Below are 19,183 nucleotides of genomic sequence, written 5' to 3' on the forward strand. Positions count from 1 at the left end.
TTCGGGGTGGGACGGTCAAACAGGGTTAGCGCAGGGCGTCGAACAGGGTGGTGATGTTGCGTGCCGGATCGGTCAGCGTGAGCGTCAGCACGGGACGACCGTGGTCGGCCAGCACGCTGGCGTCACCGCTGGCCTGGGCCCGGATCAGCTCGCCGAATGTGAACGGACGATCAGGAATGTCGAGATCGACGTCCGAGGTGGTGAGTATTTGCAGGAACACGCCGGTGCCGGGGCCGCCCTTGTGTAGCTGGCCGGTGGAGTGGAGAAACCGAGGTCCCCAACCGAAGGTGACCGGGCGACTGGCAAGTGCGGCCAGCAGGTCTCGGACCTGGGCAAGCTGCGGCAGCGCCAGACGGTTTACGTAGGCCTGCACGGAGACGTAGCCGTCCGGTCCCAGTTCCTCGATCAGCGCGTCGACGGCGGATGCGAGGTCGCTGGCGGCTCCGATCACGTGGGCGGTGCCACGGATTTCAATGCCATCGGAGATGAACGCGGCGGGGGCAGGCTCGGGGCGTGCGTCGAGAAGTCCGCGGGTCGCTTTCTTAGCGGCCTCGACATCCGGCTGGTCGAACGGATTGATCCCGAGCAGACGGCCGGCGACGGCCGTCGCGTACTCCCAGACGAGGAACTGGGCGCCGAGGGTTCCGCTGATCCGGATCTCATCCCGTCCGTCGTTGTCGGAGAACACGTCGAGACCGGCGTCGGCAACCAGTCGTAGAACCTGCAGGTCAGGCAGGCTCAGCGTGAGCTCGGGGGCGTTCAGGTTGAGCACGACGGGGAGAATACCGACGCCCTGCTTACCGGTGGACTCGGCGACGAGCTGTTCGGCCCAGTCGGCGAAGCCGACGATGTGCGTGCCGTCTTCGATGATCGCGAGTTTATCGCGGCGGGGCGTGGTGGCGGCAATGGCAGCACCCAGGATCAACCCGGGGTTCTCGGGGCTGTCAATCGCCAGGGAGAGCGAAATGGCCTCGGCCTCGTCGAGCAGCTCTGCGATGTCGACCCCCGCGAGACCGGAGGGTACGAGCCCGAAGGCCGTCAACACCGAGAAACGTCCACCGACCGTCGGGTCCGCGTTGAAGACGCGGTAGCCCACGGAGCGAGCATCGGCGTCGAGGGGGGAACCCGGGTCGGTCACGATGATGATGCGTTCGATCGGATCGATACCGGCCTCGCGGAAGGCACGTTCGAAGATTCGGCGTTGACTGTCGGTCTCGGCCGTGGAGCCGGACTTTGATGACACCACGAGGGCCGTGGTTGCCAGGTTGTCCCCGAGAGCCGCGAGCACCTGGCCTGGGTCGGTCGAGTCGAGCACGGTCAGCGGCATACCTGAGGTGCGAGTGATGACCTCAGGAGCGAGCGACGAGCCGCCCATTCCGGCTAGAGCGATGCGGGTAACGCCGGCGGCACGCAGGGAATCGCGCAGGGCCAGGATCTCGGGGACCAGCGGACGAGAGTCGGCCACGGACTCGGTCCAGCCGAGGCGCTTCGCGGCCTCGGCTTCCGCCTCGGGTCCCCAGAGGGCCGGGTCGAGGGCGGTGATGCCGGATGCGACCAGGTCGGCTACGAGAACCGGGACGGTGGCGCGAACGGCGTGGGCAGCAGCTCCGCTGACGGAGATGCGGAAACTCACAGTGCGGGCCCTGTGGCGTTCATCGTGGCGGAGTCGAGCGCGGCGGTCACGGTGTCAAGCAGTTCATTCCACGAGATGATGAACTTGGCGACGCCTTCGGCCTCGAGAACCTGGGTCACGTCGTTGTACGAGACACCCTCGTCGGCCAAGGCGTCGAGTACGCGGTTGGCTTCGTCGTACGCTCCACTGATGGAGTTGGCGGGGATGACGCCGTGGTCGAGTGTGGCCTCCAGGGTCTTCTCGGGCATGGTGTTGACGACCTCGGGGGCGACCAGGTTGGTCACGTAGAGCGTGTCGGGCAGGCTGGGGTCCTTGACGCCGGTGGAGGCCCAGAGAGGGCGCTGCTTGTTCGCACCCGCCTGGATCAGGCCGAGAGCACGCTCCGTGGAGAACGCCTCCTCGTAGACCTGGTAAGCGAGTTGGGCGTTCGCGACGCCGGCCTTGCTCTTGAGCGCGAGCGCGGCATCCGTTCCGATGACCTCGAGGCGGCCGTTGATCTCAGTGTCGACCCGGGACACGAAGAATGACGCGACGGAGTGGATCGTGCTGAGGTCGATTCCCGCTGCCTTGGCCTTCTCCAGGCCGGACAGGTACGCGTTGATGACCTGACGGTGACGTTCCAGGCTGAAGATCAGGGTGACGTTGACGCTGATACCCAGGGCGATCGTCGCGGTGATCGCGTCGAGGCCTTCGATGGTGGCGGGGATCTTGATCATGGCGTTGGGCCGGTTGACCTTGGCCCAGAGCTGCTGGGCCTGGATAACCGTGCCGGAGGCGTCATGTGCCAGGCCCGGTTCGACCTCGATCGAGACGCGCCCGTCGATGCCGTTGGTGCGATCGTAGACGGGGCGGAAGATATCGCTGGCCGCGGTCACATCGTCGGTGGTGATCTCGAACACGGCATCGTGCACGCTCGTGCCGGCTGCGGCGAGGGCTGCCACCTGGTCGGCATACGCCTCACCCTTGCTGAGGGCGCCGGCGAAGATGGTCGGGTTGGTGGTGACGCCGACGACGTTTTTCGTGGCGATCAAATTCGCCAGTCCGCCGGAAGCGATGCGCTCACGGGACAGGTCGTCCAGCCAGATGCTGACGCCGGCCAGTGACAACTCGGCGAGGGGAGTGTTCTCAGTCATATTTTGTATCTCCTTGTAGTACAGGTAGTCAGGTGTGTTGGCTGTCGCGGCGCGGCGGGTCAGTGCGCTGCCAGGGATTCCTTGGCGGCGGCCACGACGGCATCCGTCGTGATGCCGAATTCGCGGAACAGGGTCTTGTAGTCGGCCGACGCACCGAAGTGCTCGATCGAGACGCTGCGTCCGCGGTCGCCGACGTACCTGTCCCAGGTCAACGCGATTCCCGCTTCGACCGATACCCGCGCGGTGATTGCGGCAGGCAGAACGGCTTCGCGGTACTCTGCGCTCTGCTCGCGGAACCATTCAAGGCTGGGCGCGGACACGACGCGGGCGCTGATGCCCTCGGCCTGGAGCTGCTCGCGGGCCGCCAGGGCCAGCTGCACCTCGGAGCCGGTGCCAATCAGGATCACGTCGGGGGTTCCGCCGTGAGCTTCGGCGAGTACGTAGGCACCCTTGGCCACATTCTTGGCGGACGCGAAGACGTCACCGCTGGCGTCGCCCTCACCGCGCTCGAACACGGGAATGTTCTGCCGGGTCAGCACGATACCGGCCGGGCCCTGGCGGCGCTCGAGGATGGTCTTCCACGCCCAGGCCACCTCGTTGGCGTCGCCAGGGCGCACCACGTCGAGTCCGGGAATGGCGCGCAGGGTCGCGAGCTGCTCGATCGGCTGGTGGGTGGGGCCGTCCTCGCCGAGAGCCACGGAGTCGTGGGTCCAGACGAAGATTGTCGGCGCCTTCATGAGCGCTGCGAGACGGATGGCGGGACGCATGTAGTCGCTGAAGATCAGGAACGTGCCGCCGAACGGGCGGGTATTCCCGTGCAGCACGATGCCGTTGAGGATGGCAGCCATGGCGTGTTCGCGGATCCCGAAGTGCAGGACCCGGCCGTATGCGTTCCCGGTCCACGCGCCGGTCGAGTGCTCGGCCGGGATGAACGAGGCGGCATCGCCGATGGTCGTGTTGTTCGACTCGGCAAGGTCGGCGGAGCCACCCCACAGCTCGGGGATGACGGTGCCGAGGGCCGTGAGAACCTTGCCGGACGCGGCGCGGGTCGACACCTCGGTGCCGGCGGGGAAGACAGGCAAGGCGTCGTCGACGCCGCCGGGCAGTTCGCCGGAGAGAACCCGGTCGAGTAGGATCTTGCGCTCGGGGTTGGCGGTCGCCCAGGCGTCGAACGTGGCGGTCCATGCGGCATGGGCGATGGCGCCGCGGTCCACGGCCTGACGGGTGTGCGCGATGACCTCGGCGCTGACCTCGAAGGACTGCGCGGGGTCGAAGCCGAGGACCGTCTTGACGCCGGCCAGCTCCTCGGCGCCGAGCGCCGACCCGTGGATCTTGCCCGTGTTCTGCTTTTTCGGGCTGGGCCAGCCGATGATGGTCTTCAGGATGATCATCGACGGCTTGTCAGTGACGGCCTTGGCTGCCTCGATCGCGTCGTTGAGTGCGGCGACATCTTCGACGTACTCGCCGGTCTTCTTCCAGTCGACCGTCTGCACATGCCAGTCGTAGGCCGCATAGCGGGCCGCGACATCCTCGGTGAAGGCGATGTTGGTGTCGTCCTCGATGGAGATCTGGTTGCTGTCGTAGATCGCGATCAGGTTGCCGAGCTGCTGGTGGCCGGCGAGCGAGGAAGCCTCACTCGTAATGCCTTCCTGCAGGTCGCCGTCGCCGGCGATCACGTAGACGAAGTGATCGAACGGGCTCTGGCCGACGGGGGCTTCCGGGTCGAACAATCCCCGCTCGAAGCGGGAGGCGTAGGCGAAGCCGACCGCGGAGGCCAGCCCCTGGCCCAGGGGACCGGTCGTGATCTCGACACCGTCGGTGTGACCGTACTCGGGGTGCCCGGGGGTCTTGGAACCCCAGGTGCGCAGCGCCTTGAGGTCGTCGATCTCGAGACCGTAGCCGCCCAGGTAGAGCTGCACGTACTGCGTGAGCGAGCTGTGACCGACCGAGAGAATGAATCTGTCCCGCCCGATCCACTCGTTGTCGGACGGGTCCCGGCGCATGACCTTCTGGAACAGAAGGTACGCAGCGGGAGCAAGGCTCATGGCGGTACCCGGATGCCCGTTCCCGACCTTCTCCACGGCGTCGGCCGCGAGGAGGCGTGCCGTGTTGACCGCCTTGCTATCAATCGAATCCCACTGCAGTGCTGCCACTTGGTATTGACCCTTCTGAGGACAAGGGAGAAGGTTGCTGAGAACCCGCACCCGCTATTGTGCGCGCCCGAGGACATCAGCGTCATCACAATGTCGCAGCAGATGCCCGGTTCCGGTGGATCATGCATGCGTGCACCGTGATTGGCGAGCATCCCCAGTATAGGCAACGCCGGTTGGCACGCCGTGTTGTGTCCGTCCATGACGCATCTTCACCTGCCCGTCCAAGGCCCAGATTCCGCTCGTGCGCCACCAGGGATCGTTCATTGGTCACGGGAGAACTGACCGACCGTCAGACCCCCGCGTTCTCATGGGTGGTGGGGCTGGCATCCATCGTCTGGCTCTGGGCCTTAACCAACGCGACCGTCGCCTGTTCACTTCTGCTGGTGCCCATCGCCGGTATGGGGCTCGTATACCTCTTCGTGGCCTTCGTCACGGGCGCCTGGTTCGTCTCTGAGTCGCACCGGCTGTTCAGCCTCGCGATTCGCCATGCGGAGGTGTCACCGATGCGTGTGTTCCACGGATCGATCGTGTATCTCACACTGTTGTTCGTAGCCGTGGGAATCGACCCGCTGCTTCCGTTCCAGGCTCCGCGCCGACGGATGTGAACGGTCGCCGAAGTCCGCTACCGGTGCCCCACCAAATCGGGCGTCGACGCCGCGGGGGAGACACGACCGGCGACCGGTGTGCTGAGGTTCAGCACGAGCACGGTCATGACGGCCACGACCACGCAGGACAGAACCATGTGGATGCCGACCAGCCCGGCCGGCAGCCCCGTGTTGGACTGGATCAGGCCGACGCCGACCTGCATCGCCTCCACCAGCAGAAGAAGCATGGCCCAACCCTGCGTCGGCAGGCTGCGCGAGAAGGCCACGACCAGAAGCACCAGGGTGAGAGCCACGGTGATGTAGGCAGGCCAGCTATGCACGTGCTGCACAACCTCGGGGTCCAGCCCGGTGCGCGGTGCGTCCGCGTCCCCGGCGTGCGGGCCAGAGCCGGTGGTGAGGATGCCGACCAGGATTGTGACGAGGATGACGGCGCTCGTGGCGTAGGCAACGGCCCGGTACCAGCGTGGCACCGCGAGGGTGCGCTCTACCCGGCCGGTGTAGACCCGATGCACGAAGACCGTGCAGAGCGCGACCAGGATCACGGAGATCACGAAGTGGAACCCGACAACGTAGGGGTTCAGCTGGACGAGGACGCTGATCCCGCCGATGACGGCCTGGGCGGGAATGCCCAGCCCCGCCAACAAGGCAATCCAGAACAGGTCCGGTCGTTCCTTGCGCAGGCGCACCACGGCCAGGAATGCCGCGATGGCCACGAGGCCGAGAGCCACGCCAAGCAGGCGGTTGCCGAATTCGATGAAACCGTGGATACCCATCTCCGGCGTGTTGACCAGTGAATCGGCCGTGCACTTGGGCCAGGTGGGGCAGCCGAGCCCCGAACTGGTGAGACGCACCAGGCCACCCGTTCCGACCAGAAGAATCTGGGCGGCCAGGTATACCCACGCGATCACACGCACGCGCCGATCAATCCTGGTCGGCAACCACTCCGAAATACGCTTCACCGGTTCTGCTTCCTCTTCGATGGGTCACATGTGAAAACGCCGGATCGCACCACCGATCGCGTCGCTAGCCTGTAGAATTAGGTGTTTCATGGCAGCAGCACAACGGTTGACATAACCGTGGCGCACGATCACGCCGTCCATAACATCTTAGGTACGCAACGTAGCCGCCCACACAACCCGTTCTTTGACTGTGACTCCGCTGGAGGCCGGTCTGAGAATGACCGGACTAATATCCGGGTTGTCGTGAGTGGGAGAAGAGGTAAATATGTCTGACGTCCTGCTTGACCGCCCCGAACTAGCGGGGCTCGGTGTCTACGAGTTCGGCTGGTCCGATTCCGACGCCGCCGGCGCATCCGCCCGTCGTGGAATCTCGCCGGAGGTGGTCACCGACATCTCCAACCTCAAGAGCGAGCCCGAGTGGATGCTGCAGCGTCGGCTCAAGGCTCTCGAACTCTTTGAGCGCAAGCCCATGCCGACCTGGGGCGCCGACCTGTCGGGCATTGACTTCGACAACATCAAGTACTTCGTGCGATCCACGGAGAAGCAAGCCCAGACCTGGGAAGACCTGCCCGACGACATCAAGAGCACCTACGAGAAGTTGGGCATCCCGGAGGCCGAGCGGCAGCGTCTCGTCTCCGGCGTCGCCGCCCAGTACGAGTCCGAGGTGGTCTACCACCAGATCAACGAGGAACTCGCCGCCCAGGGCGTCATCTTCATGGACACCGACACCGCTCTGAAGGAACACCCGGAGTTCTTCGAGGAGTACTTCGGCAGCGTCATCCCGTCCGGAGACAACAAGTTCGCCGCGCTGAACACCTCGGTGTGGTCGGGCGGTTCCTTCGTCTACGTGCCGCCGGGCGTGCACGTTGAGATTCCCCTGCAGGCCTACTTCCGCATCAACACGGAGAACATGGGGCAGTTCGAGCGCACCCTGATCATCGCGGATGAGGGCAGCTACGTTCACTACATCGAGGGCTGCACGGCGCCGATCTACTCGTCCGACTCGTTGCACTCTGCCGTGGTCGAGATCATCGTGAAGAAGAACGCCCGCGTTCGCTACACGACCATCCAGAACTGGTCGAACAACGTCTACAACTTGGTTACCAAGCGGGCCACGGCCGCCGAGGGCGCGACGATGGAGTGGATCGATGGCAACATCGGGTCCAAGGTCACCATGAAGTACCCGTCGATCTACCTGATGGGCGAGCACGCCAAGGGCGAGACGCTGTCGGTGGCCTTCGCGGGTCCCGGCCAGCATCAGGATGCCGGCGCGAAGATGATCCACATGGCGCCTTACACGCAGTCGTCGATCGTGTCCAAGTCCATTGCCCGGGGCGGCGGCCGTTCCGGCTACCGCGGCGAGGTGCGGGTGGATGCCACGGCGCACCACTCCGCGAACACCGTGCGCTGCGACGCACTGCTGGTCGACACCCAGTCCCGATCCGACACGTACCCATCGATCGACATCCGGGTGGACGATGTGCAACTCGGCCACGAGGCCACGGTCTCGCGAGTCAGCGAAGAGCAGCTCTTCTACCTGATGAGCCGAGGAATGCCTGAAGACGAGGCGATGGCTATGATCGTGCGCGGTTTCATCGAACCAATCGCTCGGGAACTCCCGATGGAGTACGCCCTCGAACTCAACAAGCTCATTGAAATGGGCATGGAAGGATCCGTCGGCTAAATGTCCGCCGCCTCTGCACAACTCAATTCATCCCCAACCACCACGGACGCAGCCACCGAAGCGCTGCCTACCGCCGAGCAGCACGGCATCAAGGAGCACTCGGACGGCCGATTCGGCTACGTGCCGGTGCAGACCCGTTCCGACCGATTCAAGAGCGTGAACGTGACCGACTTCGCTGCCGTCACGGGTCGCGAAGCGGTCTGGAAGCTTTCCCCGGTGAAGAAGTTCGCAGACCTGACCGCGGGCGTCCTCGACGGATCCGTCTACCCGATCCACGCCTCCGACGTCGCCGGTGTGAGCGTCGACTGGGTCGATCGCGCCGATCCGCGGATTGGTTCCGCCGGTGCTCCAGAAGAGCGCGCGTCGGCGAACGCGTGGTCGAGTTTCGAGAAAGCACTCGCGATCACCATCAGCGGCGAGGAGGCCAAGGAGGTCACGGTGACCCGTGCCGGCCTGGGCTCCGGTGCCCGCGGTGCACACACCATAATCGAGGCCAGGCCGTTCAGCCGAGCGATCCTGATCCTGGAGAACACGGGGGAGGCTCGCCTGACCGAGAATGTTGAGATCATTCTCGGTGAGGCCGCGAACCTGACGGTCGTGAGTCTGCAGGAATGGGGCGACACGGCCGTGCACCTGACGAACCATTTCGCGACCATCGGCCGCGACGCGCGCCTCAAGCATGTCGTCGTGACCCTGGGCGGAAGCATCGTGCGGGTCAATCCGTCGGTGCAGTTGGCCGGGATCGGCTCGGACACCGAGCTATTCGGCCTCTACTTTGCCGACGCGGATCAGCACCTCGAGCAGCAGGTGTTCGTCAACCACATCGCGCCGAACACTCGCAGCCGAGTCACCTACAAGGGCGCCCTGCAGGGCAAGGGTGCCCGCACCGTCTGGATCGGCGATGTACTGATCGGTCGCGAAGCGGCCGGAACCGACAGCTACGAGCAGAATCGCAACCTCGTGCTCACCGAGGGCACCCGCGCCGATTCGATCCCGAACCTGGAAATCGAGACCGGCGATATCACGGGTGCCGGGCACGCGAGCGCGACCGGCCGCTTCGACGACGAGCAGCTGTTCTACCTGCAATCCCGCGGCATCACTGAAGACGAGGCCCGCCGCTTGGTCGTGCGCGGCTTCCTCAGTGAGATCGTGCAGCAGATCGGATCCCCCCTGCTCGAAGAGCGCCTCCAGGCGGCCGTCGAAGCGGAACTGACCGCAACAAAGGACAACTAACATGGCATCCACCAAGATCTGTGGCTTCGACGAACTCGGCGTCAATGAGGCGGTCAAGGTCGAAATTGATGGCGTTCCGATCGTTGTCGTCCGTGACGCCGCCGGCGATGTGTTCGCCATCGGTGACACCTGCACGCACGGCGACATCTCCCTGTCTGAGGGGTTCGTCGAGGACGACACCGTCGAATGCTGGGCTCACGGATCCAAATTCTCGCTGCGGACCGGAAAGCCGCTGAACCTTCCGGCGTACGAGCCGGTCCCCGTCTACCAGGTCGACTTGGTCGACGGAGATGTCTACATCGACCCGTCCGTCACCGTGGCCGTGTGACGCTGGCCACCTCCAGAACCGGCCGAACGGCCACCCAACTTACCGGCGTGCGCGCCGGGGAACGAAAGAGAAATCGAATTCATGTCAGTTCTTGAGATCAAAGACCTGCACGTCAGCGTCGAGACCGATCAGGGCACCAAGCAGATTCTGCACGGAGTGAACCTGACCATCAACGAGGGTGAGATCCACGCCATCATGGGCCCGAACGGGTCCGGCAAGTCAACCCTCGCCTATACGATCGCTGGTCACCCGAAGTACACCGTCGATAGCGGCTCGATCCTGCTCGACGGCGAAGAGGTCACGACCATGACCGTGGATCAGCGCGCTCGCGCCGGACTGTTCCTGGCCATGCAGTACCCGGTCGAGATCCCCGGCGTCACCGTGACGAATTTCCTGCGCACAGCTAAGACCGCGATCGACGGATCGGCTCCTCCCATCCGCACCTGGATCAAGGACGTTCGCGAGTCGATGAAGCAGCTCCGAATGGACAAGAGCTTCGCCGAGCGCAACGTGAACGAGGGATTCTCCGGCGGAGAGAAGAAGCGCAACGAGATCCTTCAGCTCGAATTGCTCAAGCCGAAGTTCGCGGTACTCGACGAGACCGACTCCGGACTCGACGTCGACGCGCTCAAAATCGTGTCGGAGGGCGTGAACCGGGCCAAGGAGAACACGGGCCTGGGTCTGCTCCTGATCACGCACTACACTCGCATCTTGCGCTACATCAAGCCGGATTTCGTGCACGTGTTCGTTGACGGCCGCATCGCTGAGCAGGGTGGTCCCGAACTTGCCGATCGCCTAGAAGACGAGGGCTACGATCGCTTTCTCACGGAATCGAACGTAGGCTAAGAAGATGGTCTTCACGCTGACTCCGGCGCGTTTCGATGAAATCGAAGAGGCGCTCAAAGACGTCATGGACCCGGAACTCGGCATCAACGTCGTTGACCTCGGGCTCATCTACGACCTGGGCTGGGATGACGAGAACGATGCCCTGATCATTCACATGACTCTCACCTCGGCCGGCTGCCCGCTGACGGACGTGCTCGAGGAGCAGACTGCCGAGGCGCTGGATGGCGTTGTCGACCAGTTCCGCATCAACTGGGTGTGGATGCCGCCGTGGGGTCCGGAAAAGATCACCGACGACGGCCGAGACATGATGCGGGCCCTCGGCTTCTCGATCTGAGCCACTCGGTCCACGCATGAAATCGGGGCATCGGCCAGCTGGCCGGTGCCCCATTCTTATGTCCCATTCAGGGTCGCTCGCCGGTCGCGAACCGGTCACTCGTCCTATGTGGTGTCCCCTAGACCCGCGTCATCCGTGTGTGCGGCCGATGCCACATCGGATTCCTCCCAGTTCTCCAACTTGATGAGAGACGGGAGCGGTCCGACGTGGGTCTCACCTTCCTGGTACATGTAGCCGACCGGGATGCCCGACTGCTGTTGGAAACTCGGCCTGTCTGGGGAGGCTCATTCCCTCCGGGTTCCGGTGATGCGGGCAGGTCCTTGTCCATCGACGCCATCCTCGCCTTCCCGCAGCCGATGCTGCAGCAGGTGGCGACGGTAGACCTCAGCCCCAAGAACCGATAGGTGGCTGGAGACTGATTGCCTGGGTGGAGTGGCCATCCACTGACTAGAACGTTATTCTAAGTACATGAGTGACGTCATGATGAACTCGAAATCGCGCCGAGATGCGCAGTCCCTGGCGACTCGCGCCCTGATCGTGCGGTCAGCTCTGCACCTGATGCTGGAGCGGGGCTATATTCCCACGACGATCGTAGCGATAGCCTCGGAAGCGGGTGTGGCCGTGCAGACGGTCTACAACTCGGTCGGGGGCAAGGCGGCGATCCTGTCCGCTGTGCTGGACCTTGCCTCCGTTCAACCGATAGACGACGATATCGATGCGGCACCGTTGCGCAGCCGGATCGGCAGTGCCGGTTCTGCTGCCGAGGTCGTGCGAATCCTGACGGAATGGATCGCCGATCTGAACGAACGCACGTCCGGGGTGCACCGGGTGATTTCTCAGGCGTCCGGCGTGGATACCGACATCACGGAGCTGGAAACCCGGCGATCCACCCAGCGGCTTATGCAGTACGGGGAGGTAGCGACAGCGCTGCGGTCCCGGCACAGCCTGCGTGCAGGTTTGAGTGATCACGAGGCGGCCGCAGCGGTGTGGTCGCTGGGACATCCACATGTGTATCGGTCGTTGGTGCTGGATCTGGGATGGTCCGTCCCCGCCTACCGCGATTGGCTGGGCAAGGCCCTCCAGGGGGCGCTTTCTCCGCCCGGCGCACGCGGAGGAGCGAACGATCAAATATAGTGGAGAGTTGGCCTGTTTCGGCCGAGAAATCTTACGACTCCCCTGATCGGACTGTTGCTGTGCTGAGTGTGCAAAATCTCGAAATCCGAGTTGGGGCGCGCGTGCTCATGGAAGACGTCAATTTCCGGGTTTCTGCGGGTGACAAGATCGGCCTAGTCGGTCGTAACGGCGCCGGTAAGACGACGCTGACGAAGACTCTTGCCGGGGAGACCGTTCCGACCAATGGGTCGATCTCACGCACCGGTGAAATCGGCTACCTGCCGCAGGATCCCCGGTCGGGCGACCCGGACATGCTTGCCCGCACCCGGATCCTGGATGCGCGCGGGCTCGGCACTATTTCCCTGGGTCTCGCCCAGGCTGGCATTGACATGGGCAGTGACGACCCCAAAGTCAGTGCCAAGGCCATGCGGGTCTACGGCAACCTCACCGATGAGTTCAACGCGCTCGGCGGCTACGCGGCCGAGGCGGAGGCAGCCTCCATCGCCAGCAACCTCAACCTGCCGGATCGTATCCTCGACCAGCAGCTCCGAACCCTGTCCGGTGGACAGCGCCGTCGCATCGAACTGGCGCGCATTCTGTTTTCCGCCGCAGAGACGATGATCCTCGATGAGCCCACCAACCACCTCGACGCCGATTCCGTGGTCTGGCTGCGGGAATTCGTCAAGAGCTACCGAGGTGGCTGCATCATCATCAGCCACGACATCGAGCTGGTCGGCGACACCGTCAATCGTGTGTTCTACCTCGATGCCAACCGCATGGTCATCGACATCTACAACATGAATTGGAAGAACTACCAGCGTCAGCGCGTGGCAGATGCGGACCGTCGAAAGAAGGAACGCGCGAACGCGGAGAAGAAGGCGTCCACCCTGCAGCTGCAGGCCGCCAAGTTCGGAGCCAAGGCGAGCAAGGCTGCTGCCGCTCATCAGATGGTGGCACGGGCCGAGAAGCTTCTGTCCGGACTGGATGCCGTGCGCGCCGTCGACAGGGTCGCCAAGCTGCGCTTCCCCGAGCCTGCTCCCTGCGGGCGCACTCCGCTGATGGCCACCGACCTGTCGAAGAGCTACGGATCGCTCGAGATCTTCGCTGCCGTGGACCTAGCAATCGACCGCGGCTCGAAGGTCGTCATCCTCGGCCTCAACGGCGCGGGCAAGACCACGCTCCTGCGCATGCTCGCCGGGGTGGACAAGCCTGACACCGGGGAGATCGTTCCTGGTCATGGGCTACGCATCGGCTACTACGCGCAGGAACACGAGACGATCGACGTCAAGCGCAGCGTGCTGGAAAACATGGTGTCCTCCTCGCCCAACATCACCGAAATGGAGGCGCGCCGGGTTTTGGGCTCATTCCTCTTCACCGGAGACGACTCACACAAACCGGCCGGGGTGCTCTCCGGTGGAGAGAAGACCCGCTTGGCCTTGGCCATGATCGTGGTGTCCGGAGCTAACGTCCTGCTGCTCGACGAGCCGACCAACAACCTGGACCCGGCCAGCCGTGAGGAAATCCTCGACGCCCTGGCGCACTACGCCGGCGCCGTGGTCCTGGTCAGTCACGATGAGGGCGCGGTAGAAGCGCTCAACCCCGAGCGAGTCCTGATCATGCCGGACGGCACCGAGGACCACTGGAACAAGGACTACCTCGACCTGATCATGCTTGCCTAATCATCCGTGCTGCACTACCACGCCCGGGCCGGTTGGCCCGGGCGTTGTGCTGGCTTTTTCCGATTCAGCTTGCTGATCAGTGGCTGTCGATGAGTTCATCTTCGATCTCCGAGTCGCTGCGCGGTTTGGCCGCTTGACGCCGGGCCCGCTCCGCGGAGCGGACGCGCTCGCCCGGGTCGTCGAAGTTCACGGTGCGGTATTCCTGCCGCATCGCCCAACCTAAGCCGACGAAGCCCATCACGGCGAACACGAACCACTGGAAGGCGTACGACAGATGCGGGCCCTCGTCCTTGACCGGCCGGGTGACGGCGACGGGCCGTTCTTCCGGGGCCGGGTCCTCTGTAGCCATCAGACCATAAGCGCCGGTGTAGGTCGGTAGATCCAGACGACCGGCCACCTCCTCCAGGTTGATGGTGGCGATCTGGTTGCCGGTGGCGGAACGCCCGGCGAGGAGCGGCTCACCCGACTTGAGTCGTGCGACGACAGTGACTTCACCGGACGGCGCGGTCGGAACCGAGGTCGGGGCCTCCGCCGTTTCCCCGGTGGGCAGCCAGCCCCGGTTGACGATGAACACCGAGCCGTCGCTGAGCAACAGGGGAGTGAGCACCTCGAACCCCGGGTTGATCTGGAGCGGTCGGTTGCGCACGATCAACTCGTCGTCCTGAAGGTACATTCCGGTCATGACGACCGGCTGCCACTTCTGCGAGTCGGAGAACGACTCCAGGCGGGGTAGCGCTTCGGCCAAGGGGACCGGGTCGGCCGCGTAGTTCGCATCGACCTTGCCCATCTCGCTCAACGCCTCGGCCCGGCGCGACAGCTGCCAGAGCCCGAGGCCCGAGCAGACGGCAGCGAAGAGGACGGTCAGTGCCAGATAGCCAGCCCAGCGCCGGGTGAACGCGAACTTCCAACCGGTCACGCCGACCCCGTCTCCGATGTCGTATTGAACGGACCCACCGTGAGCGGGAAGTCCCGGGTGGTGAGGAAGTCACGGAGGTAGTCGACGTGCTCGTCGCAGGCTAGCCACGTCTTCACCCGGTCCGCGGAATGGATGCGCGGATTGCGCCAGTCCAACCGCCAACCGGCCATTTCTCGGCAGCCGGCGCGCGAGCAGTTCGTCGTTTCGAGGTCGACACCCAGACCGATCACGTGCCGCTCTCGTCGTGGCCAGGCCTGCGGTACACCTGCACGGCTCCCGGACGGATGACCGTGGAGGACGCGGCCGCACCCTGCACATTCGCGAAGACAACGGCGAAGTACGGCAGCGCGATCGCCCCGATGGCGCAAACGAGAAGCCACCAGCCCTGAACGAAGAGCATCAGAACAATGCAGACCATCCGGATACCCATGGCAATCAGGTACTTGACCATCCGGGCGTGCCGCTCCGCCTCGGGCGAGGGAGGCAAAGAAGTGATCGACTGCTGTTTCATGGGGGTCATCGATTCGGTCAGTCGGGGAAGAATTTCCCTCTAAATTCTACGTCTCGTCGGGGTCAAACGCAGACGGCCTAAACTGGAATATACGTGCGTGCGGCTGTTCGTTCGCTGAGAAAAAGAGATTGGACCCAGCATGACGACTGGCAGAACTGTCCTTGTCACCGGGGGCAACCGCGGCATCGGATTCTCGATTGCCGAAGAGTTCATCAGGCAGGGGCATCGTGTCGCTGTCACGGCCCGCTCCGGCGAAGGTCCGGCGGGTAGCTGGACCGTGCGCGCCGATGTGACCGACGCAGCGTCGATCGACGCCGCCTTCACAGAGATCGAGGCTGCTCTCGGCCCGGTCGAGGTTGTCGTCGCGAATGCGGGCATCACCCGCGACATGCTATTGATGCGCATGAGCGAGGACGACTTCACCTCGGTGATCGACACCAACCTGAGCGGCGCATTTCGCGTTGTGAAGCGCGCTTCGAAGGGCATGCTCAAGGCCCGGTTCGGGCGCATCGTGTTGATTTCCAGCGTGGTCGGCCTCTACGGGTCTGCCGGCCAGGTCAACTACTCCGCCTCGAAGAGCGGACTGATCGGACTCGCCCGATCCGTGACCCGTGAACTCGGCGCCCGGGGGATCACTGCCAACGTCGTCGCTCCTGGTTTCATCGAGACGGATATGACCGCGAAGCTGTCAGAGACGCAGCAGGCCGATTACAAGCGCAGCATTCCGGCGGGACGCTTCGCAACGCCCGGTGAGGTGGCACGAGTCGTCACCTGGCTGGCCGGCGACGACGCCGCCTACATCTCAGGCGCCGTCATCCCCGTCGACGGTGGACTGGGGATGGGGCACTAACCGCGCAGGCCGAGCATTGGCAGGACCTGGCTGAGGTCGCGGGCGTCGACCGCCAGGTCCGCCTGCGCCCTCACGACGGGTCTGGCGTTGAAGGCTATGCCCAGGCCGGCCACTCGCATCATCTGCAGGTCGTTGGCGCCGTCACCGACGGCTATGGTCTGGGGGAGTTCGACGTCCTCCAACTCGGCCCATTCTCTCAGTGCGCGAGCTTTGGCCGCAGCGTCAATGATGGGACCGACCAGTCCTCCGGTGAGGTGTCCGTCGGAGACCTCCAGCCGGTTGGCCCGCCAGTGGTCGACGCCCAGATCGGCGGCGATCGGGTCGAGCACCTCGTGGAATCCGCCCGAGACAACGCCGACGCGGCTGCCGTGCGCGTGCAGTCCGTCGATGAGGGCCTGAGCTCCACGGGTCAGGCGGATGCGCCGCCCGACCTCATCGAAAACCGTTACGGGCAACCCGGCCAGGGTGCCGACCCGCAGCCGCAGACTCTCCGCGAAATCGATCTCACCGCACATGGCTTGCTCGGTCACAGCGGCGACCAGGTCGAGTGACCCGGCCGCCGCGGCAAGGAGCTCGATGACCTCGTCTTCGATGAGAGTGGAATCGGCGTCCAGAACGACGAGGAAACGAGCGGGAGCGGTCACGGGTGGACGTGCACTCCCTTGCCGACGACGGTGATGCCGGAGTCGGTGACGCTGAAGCCGCGGGCCAGGTCGCGATCGCGATCCACGCCGACCTCGGCTCCGGCAGCCACCACTACGTCCTTGTCGAGGATCGCCCGGCGAACCGTCGCGCCCGGCTTGATCTGCACGCGGTCGAAGACGATCGAGTCGACCACCTGGGCGCCGGAATCGATCGCAGCCCACGGGCCGAGAACGCTGCGCTCGATGTGAGCTCCGGAAATGACGCAACCAAGGGAAACGATTGAATCGATCATGGTGCCGAGGAAACCGCGGCCGTCGCGCACGAACTTCGCCGGCGGCGAGTTGAGCTGCTGGCTGAAGATCGGCCACTTCTGGTTGTAGAGGTTGAACACCGGGAGCGCGCTGATCAGGTCCTGGTGCGCCTCGAAGAAGGAGTCGATGGTGCCCACGTCGCGCCAATAGTCCCGGTCACGGTCCGTTGACCCGGGGACGTCGTTGAGCTTGAGATCGTAGACGCCAGCCTCGCCACGAGACACGAAGTCGGGAATGATGTCGCCACCCATGTCATGGCTGGAGTCGGGGCGTTCGCCGTCCCGCAAAACTGCTTCGATCAGGGCTTCCGTGTTGAACACGTAGTTGCCCATGGAAGCGAAGACCTCATGCGGCGCGTCGGCGAGGCCGATCGCATCCTTCGGCTTTTCACGGAAATCACGGATTCGGTCTGGCGTGGCCGCGTCGACCTCGATCACGCCGAACTGGTCGGCGAGTGCAATCGGCTGACGGATGGCGGCGACGGTCGCCGCTGCCCCTGATGCGATGTGCGCCTCGATCATTTGGCTGAAATCCATGCGGTACACGTGGTCGGCGCCGACCACGACGACGATGTCGGGCTTTTCATCGTGGATCAGGTTGAGGCTCTGCAGAATCGCGTCGGCCGAACCGCTGAACCAGCGCTTGCCCAAGCGTTGCTGCGCGGGCACCGATGCGATATACGAGTTGAACAGGCCGCCGGAGACGTGCCAGGTCTGGGACACGTGGCGGTCGAGGCTGTGCGACTTGTACTGCGTAAGCACCACGATCTGGGTGAGGCCCGAGTTGATCAGATTCGATAACGCGAAGTCGATCAGTCGGTAATGCCCTCCAAAAGGCACGGCCGGCTTCGCGCGGTCCTCAGTGAGCGGCATGAGCCGCTTTCCTTCTCCACCTGCGAGCACGATTCCAAAGATCTTCTTTGACTGCATGTCTTTACAGTAGGGCCAATCGTCACGTCGATCTAGCAGGATCGGGCGTGTCCGGGGGCAGCCTGCGCTAGCTTTGCCTCATGCGAGTGGATCTGTTGACCAAGGAATACCCCCCGGAAATCTATGGCGGGGCTGGCGTGCATGTGGCAGAGCTCGTGAAGGCTCTCCGGACCGATATCGACGTGTCCGTGCGATGTTTCGGTGCGCCTCGTGACGCGCCCGACACGCACGCGTACGAGGTGCCCGAGCAGCTGGCCGACGCGAACGCGACCCTGGCGACGCTTGGGGTCGACCTTCAGATGGCCCAGGACGTGCAGGGTGCCGACATCGTGCACTCGCATACCTGGTATGCCAACGGAGCCGGTCACCTCGCGCAGCTCCTGCACGGGATCCCGCATGTCGTGACGGCGCACAGCTTGGAGCCGTTGCGCCCCTGGAAGGCCGAGCAGCTCGGCGGCGGCTACCGCGTGTCCAGCTGGATCGAGCGCACGGCGTTCGAGGCTGCGGATGCCGTCATCGCCGTCAGCGGGGGCATGCGCCGCGACATCTTGCGCAGCTACCCCGCGCTCGACGCATCCCGCGTTCACGTCGTCTACAACGGCATCGACCTCGAACGATGGAAGCCCACCGACGACCTGGACACCGTGCGCGCACTGGGAATCGACCCGGACCGGCCTGCCGTGGTCTTCGTTGGACGCATCACCAGACAGAAGGGCCTGCCGTACCTGCTCCGCGCCGCGGCCCTGCTGCCGCCGGAGGTGCAGCTGGTATTGTGCGCCGGCGCTCCGGACACCCCGGGGATCCTGGCCGAGGTCACGGCCGGCGTCGAGGCGCTGCAGAAGGAACGGTCGGGCGTGGTCTGGATCGACCGGCTGCTGTCTCAGCCTGACCTGGCAGCCGTGCTGACGGCCGGCACGGTCTTCGTTTGCCCGTCTGTCTATGAGCCCCTCGGGATCGTCAACCTGGAGGCCATGGCGTGTGGGTTACCGGTCGTCGGAACGGCTACCGGGGGCATCCCCGAAGTGGTTGCCGACGGTGTGACCGGCCGGCTCGTGCCGATCGACCAAGCCACGGACGGAACCGGTACCCCTGTTGACCCCGACCTCTTCGTGGCAGACCTCTCTCGCACCCTGATCGAGGTGCTCGCCGACCCCGTGAGAGCTGCCGAGATGGGACGTGCCGGCCGGGTACGGGCCGAGCAGATGTTCAGCTGGGCTCAGATCGCGACCCGCACCCGTGAGATCTACTCCTCACTGCTTTGACTCTCGTGCGACGGGTGCCGATGCGACGCGCGCGGCATCCGGCTCGCGTGTCTGCCGAT

At 64.5% G+C, this 19,183-nt stretch carries 19 protein-coding genes and 1 pseudogene; 11 read left to right on the top strand and 9 right to left on the bottom strand.

Annotated features, from left to right (window positions below; genetic code table 11):
- Nucleotides 1-25: 25 nt before the first annotated feature.
- The 3 genes from E3O65_RS10615 to tkt are packed head-to-tail and all read right to left on the bottom strand — an operon-like array spanning nucleotide 26 to nucleotide 4,919.
- The gene (locus E3O65_RS10615; RefSeq protein WP_134363694.1) at nucleotides 26-1,633 is read right to left on the bottom strand and encodes a glucose-6-phosphate isomerase; all 1,608 of its coding nucleotides are present in this window, start codon (nucleotides 1,631-1,633) and stop codon (nucleotides 26-28) included.
- On the bottom strand, nucleotides 1,630-2,766 hold the full coding sequence (gene tal, locus E3O65_RS10620; RefSeq protein ID WP_134363695.1) for a transaldolase: 1,137 nt from the start codon (nucleotides 2,764-2,766) through the stop codon (nucleotides 1,630-1,632). The genes E3O65_RS10615 and tal overlap by 4 nt, the downstream gene beginning before the upstream one ends.
- Nucleotides 2,767-2,825: 59 nt before the next feature.
- Nucleotides 2,826-4,919 carry a transketolase gene (tkt, locus tag E3O65_RS10625; protein ID WP_134363696.1) on the bottom strand — a complete coding sequence of 698 codons (2,094 nt, stop codon included), beginning with the start codon at nucleotides 4,917-4,919 and terminating at the stop codon, nucleotides 2,826-2,828.
- Nucleotides 4,920-5,233: 314 nt separating this feature from the next.
- Between tkt and E3O65_RS10630 the strand changes: the two are divergent.
- A pseudogene (locus tag E3O65_RS10630) lies at nucleotides 5,234-5,524 on the top strand (hypothetical protein); the annotation flags it as partial.
- A gap of 17 nt (nucleotides 5,525-5,541) precedes the next feature.
- On the opposite strand, the gene E3O65_RS10635 reads toward E3O65_RS10630, so the two are convergent.
- A complete protein-coding gene (locus E3O65_RS10635) occupies nucleotides 5,542-6,483 on the bottom strand; it encodes a COX15/CtaA family protein (protein WP_134363697.1) in 942 nt (313 codons plus the stop codon).
- 265 nt (nucleotides 6,484-6,748) lie between these two features.
- Here E3O65_RS10635 and sufB point away from each other — a divergent pair, with 265 nt between their 5' ends.
- The 8 genes from sufB to E3O65_RS10670 all read left to right on the top strand — a co-directional run bounded on the left by sufB (nucleotide 6,749) and on the right by E3O65_RS10670 (nucleotide 13,700).
- A complete protein-coding gene (gene sufB / locus E3O65_RS10640) occupies nucleotides 6,749-8,167 on the top strand; it encodes a Fe-S cluster assembly protein SufB (protein WP_134363698.1) in 1,419 nt (472 codons plus the stop codon).
- Nucleotides 8,168-9,400: a Fe-S cluster assembly protein SufD gene (gene sufD / locus E3O65_RS10645; RefSeq protein WP_134363699.1), complete on the top strand. Its 1,233-nt coding sequence runs from the start codon at nucleotides 8,168-8,170 to the stop codon at nucleotides 9,398-9,400. It abuts the gene before it with no gap.
- A 1-nt stretch (nucleotide 9,401) separates the two neighbouring features.
- Nucleotides 9,402-9,728 carry a non-heme iron oxygenase ferredoxin subunit gene (locus E3O65_RS10650; protein ID WP_134363700.1) on the top strand — a complete coding sequence of 109 codons (327 nt, stop codon included), beginning with the start codon at nucleotides 9,402-9,404 and terminating at the stop codon, nucleotides 9,726-9,728.
- A gap of 81 nt (nucleotides 9,729-9,809) precedes the next feature.
- On the top strand, nucleotides 9,810-10,574 hold the full coding sequence (gene sufC, locus E3O65_RS10655; RefSeq protein WP_134363701.1) for a Fe-S cluster assembly ATPase SufC: 765 nt from the start codon (nucleotides 9,810-9,812) through the stop codon (nucleotides 10,572-10,574).
- A 4-nt stretch (nucleotides 10,575-10,578) separates the two neighbouring features.
- Entirely contained in the window at nucleotides 10,579-10,908 is a 330-nt protein-coding gene (locus E3O65_RS10660) for a metal-sulfur cluster assembly factor (protein ID WP_134363702.1), read from the top strand.
- A gap of 206 nt (nucleotides 10,909-11,114) precedes the next feature.
- A complete protein-coding gene (locus E3O65_RS16720) occupies nucleotides 11,115-11,312 on the top strand; it encodes a hypothetical protein (protein ID WP_166785725.1) in 198 nt (65 codons plus the stop codon).
- 64 nt (nucleotides 11,313-11,376) lie between these two features.
- Nucleotides 11,377-12,042: a TetR/AcrR family transcriptional regulator gene (locus E3O65_RS10665; RefSeq protein ID WP_134363703.1), complete on the top strand. Its 666-nt coding sequence runs from the start codon at nucleotides 11,377-11,379 to the stop codon at nucleotides 12,040-12,042.
- Nucleotides 12,043-12,101: 59 nt separating this feature from the next.
- Nucleotides 12,102-13,700, top strand: coding sequence for an ABC-F family ATP-binding cassette domain-containing protein (locus tag E3O65_RS10670; RefSeq protein ID WP_134363704.1), 1,599 nt, complete (start codon nucleotides 12,102-12,104; stop codon nucleotides 13,698-13,700).
- A 76-nt stretch (nucleotides 13,701-13,776) separates the two neighbouring features.
- Here E3O65_RS10670 and E3O65_RS10675 read toward each other — a convergent pair whose 3' ends face one another.
- The 3 genes from E3O65_RS10675 to E3O65_RS10685 are packed head-to-tail and all read right to left on the bottom strand — an operon-like array spanning nucleotide 13,777 to nucleotide 15,127.
- On the bottom strand, nucleotides 13,777-14,616 hold the full coding sequence (locus E3O65_RS10675; RefSeq protein WP_134363705.1) for an SURF1 family cytochrome oxidase biogenesis protein: 840 nt from the start codon (nucleotides 14,614-14,616) through the stop codon (nucleotides 13,777-13,779).
- The gene (locus tag E3O65_RS10680; RefSeq protein ID WP_134363706.1) at nucleotides 14,613-14,846 is read right to left on the bottom strand and encodes a hypothetical protein; all 234 of its coding nucleotides are present in this window, start codon (nucleotides 14,844-14,846) and stop codon (nucleotides 14,613-14,615) included. The genes E3O65_RS10675 and E3O65_RS10680 overlap by 4 nt, the downstream gene beginning before the upstream one ends.
- Nucleotides 14,843-15,127, bottom strand: a complete 285-nt coding sequence (locus E3O65_RS10685; RefSeq protein WP_134363707.1) for a DUF3099 domain-containing protein — start codon at nucleotides 15,125-15,127, stop codon at nucleotides 14,843-14,845. Before E3O65_RS10685 ends, E3O65_RS10680 begins: the two co-directional genes overlap by 4 nt.
- A gap of 139 nt (nucleotides 15,128-15,266) precedes the next feature.
- On the opposite strand from E3O65_RS10685, the gene fabG reads away from it, so the two are divergent.
- Nucleotides 15,267-15,977 (top strand): 3-oxoacyl-ACP reductase FabG, encoded by a 711-nt coding sequence (gene fabG / locus E3O65_RS10690; RefSeq protein WP_134363708.1) that lies wholly within the window; start codon nucleotides 15,267-15,269, stop codon nucleotides 15,975-15,977.
- On the opposite strand, the gene serB is transcribed toward fabG, so the two are convergent.
- Nucleotides 15,974-16,621, bottom strand: coding sequence for a phosphoserine phosphatase SerB (serB, locus tag E3O65_RS10695; RefSeq protein WP_134363709.1), 648 nt, complete (start codon nucleotides 16,619-16,621; stop codon nucleotides 15,974-15,976). The genes fabG and serB overlap by 4 nt on opposite strands.
- On the bottom strand, nucleotides 16,618-17,862 hold the full coding sequence (gene glgC, locus E3O65_RS10700; protein ID WP_134363710.1) for a glucose-1-phosphate adenylyltransferase: 1,245 nt from the start codon (nucleotides 17,860-17,862) through the stop codon (nucleotides 16,618-16,620). Before glgC ends, serB begins: the two co-directional genes overlap by 4 nt.
- Nucleotides 17,863-17,942: 80 nt before the next feature.
- On the opposite strand from glgC, the gene glgA reads away from it, so the two are divergent.
- Nucleotides 17,943-19,124, top strand: coding sequence for a glycogen synthase (gene glgA / locus E3O65_RS10705; protein WP_134363711.1), 1,182 nt, complete (start codon nucleotides 17,943-17,945; stop codon nucleotides 19,122-19,124).
- Nucleotides 19,125-19,183 lie beyond the last annotated feature (59 nt).

Source organism: Cryobacterium breve, from assembly GCF_004402375.1.
Taxonomy (GTDB): domain Bacteria; phylum Actinomycetota; class Actinomycetes; order Actinomycetales; family Microbacteriaceae; genus Cryobacterium; species Cryobacterium breve.

What these genes read in the sequence shown, in the direction of transcription:
- fabG (WP_134363708.1), top strand. Translation starts at nt 15,267, where the DNA reads ATGACGACTGGCAGAACTGTCCTTGTCACCGGGGGCAACCGCGGCATC.
- glgA (WP_134363711.1), top strand. Translation starts at nt 17,943, where the DNA reads ATGCGAGTGGATCTGTTGACCAAGGAATACCCCCCGGAAATCTATGGC.
- E3O65_RS10650 (WP_134363700.1), top strand. Translation starts at nt 9,402, where the DNA reads ATGGCATCCACCAAGATCTGTGGCTTCGACGAACTCGGCGTCAATGAG.
- E3O65_RS10660 (WP_134363702.1), top strand. Translation starts at nt 10,579, where the DNA reads ATGGTCTTCACGCTGACTCCGGCGCGTTTCGATGAAATCGAAGAGGCG.
- E3O65_RS10685 (WP_134363707.1), bottom strand. Translation starts at nt 15,127, where the DNA reads ATGAAACAGCAGTCGATCACTTCTTTGCCTCCCTCGCCCGAGGCGGAG.
- sufB (WP_134363698.1), top strand. Translation starts at nt 6,749, where the DNA reads ATGTCTGACGTCCTGCTTGACCGCCCCGAACTAGCGGGGCTCGGTGTC.
- sufC (WP_134363701.1), top strand. Translation starts at nt 9,810, where the DNA reads ATGTCAGTTCTTGAGATCAAAGACCTGCACGTCAGCGTCGAGACCGAT.
- sufD (WP_134363699.1), top strand. Translation starts at nt 8,168, where the DNA reads ATGTCCGCCGCCTCTGCACAACTCAATTCATCCCCAACCACCACGGAC.
- glgC (WP_134363710.1), bottom strand. Translation starts at nt 17,862, where the DNA reads ATGCAGTCAAAGAAGATCTTTGGAATCGTGCTCGCAGGTGGAGAAGGA.
- E3O65_RS10665 (WP_134363703.1), top strand. Translation starts at nt 11,377, where the DNA reads ATGAGTGACGTCATGATGAACTCGAAATCGCGCCGAGATGCGCAGTCC.
- tal (WP_134363695.1), bottom strand. Translation starts at nt 2,766, where the DNA reads ATGACTGAGAACACTCCCCTCGCCGAGTTGTCACTGGCCGGCGTCAGC.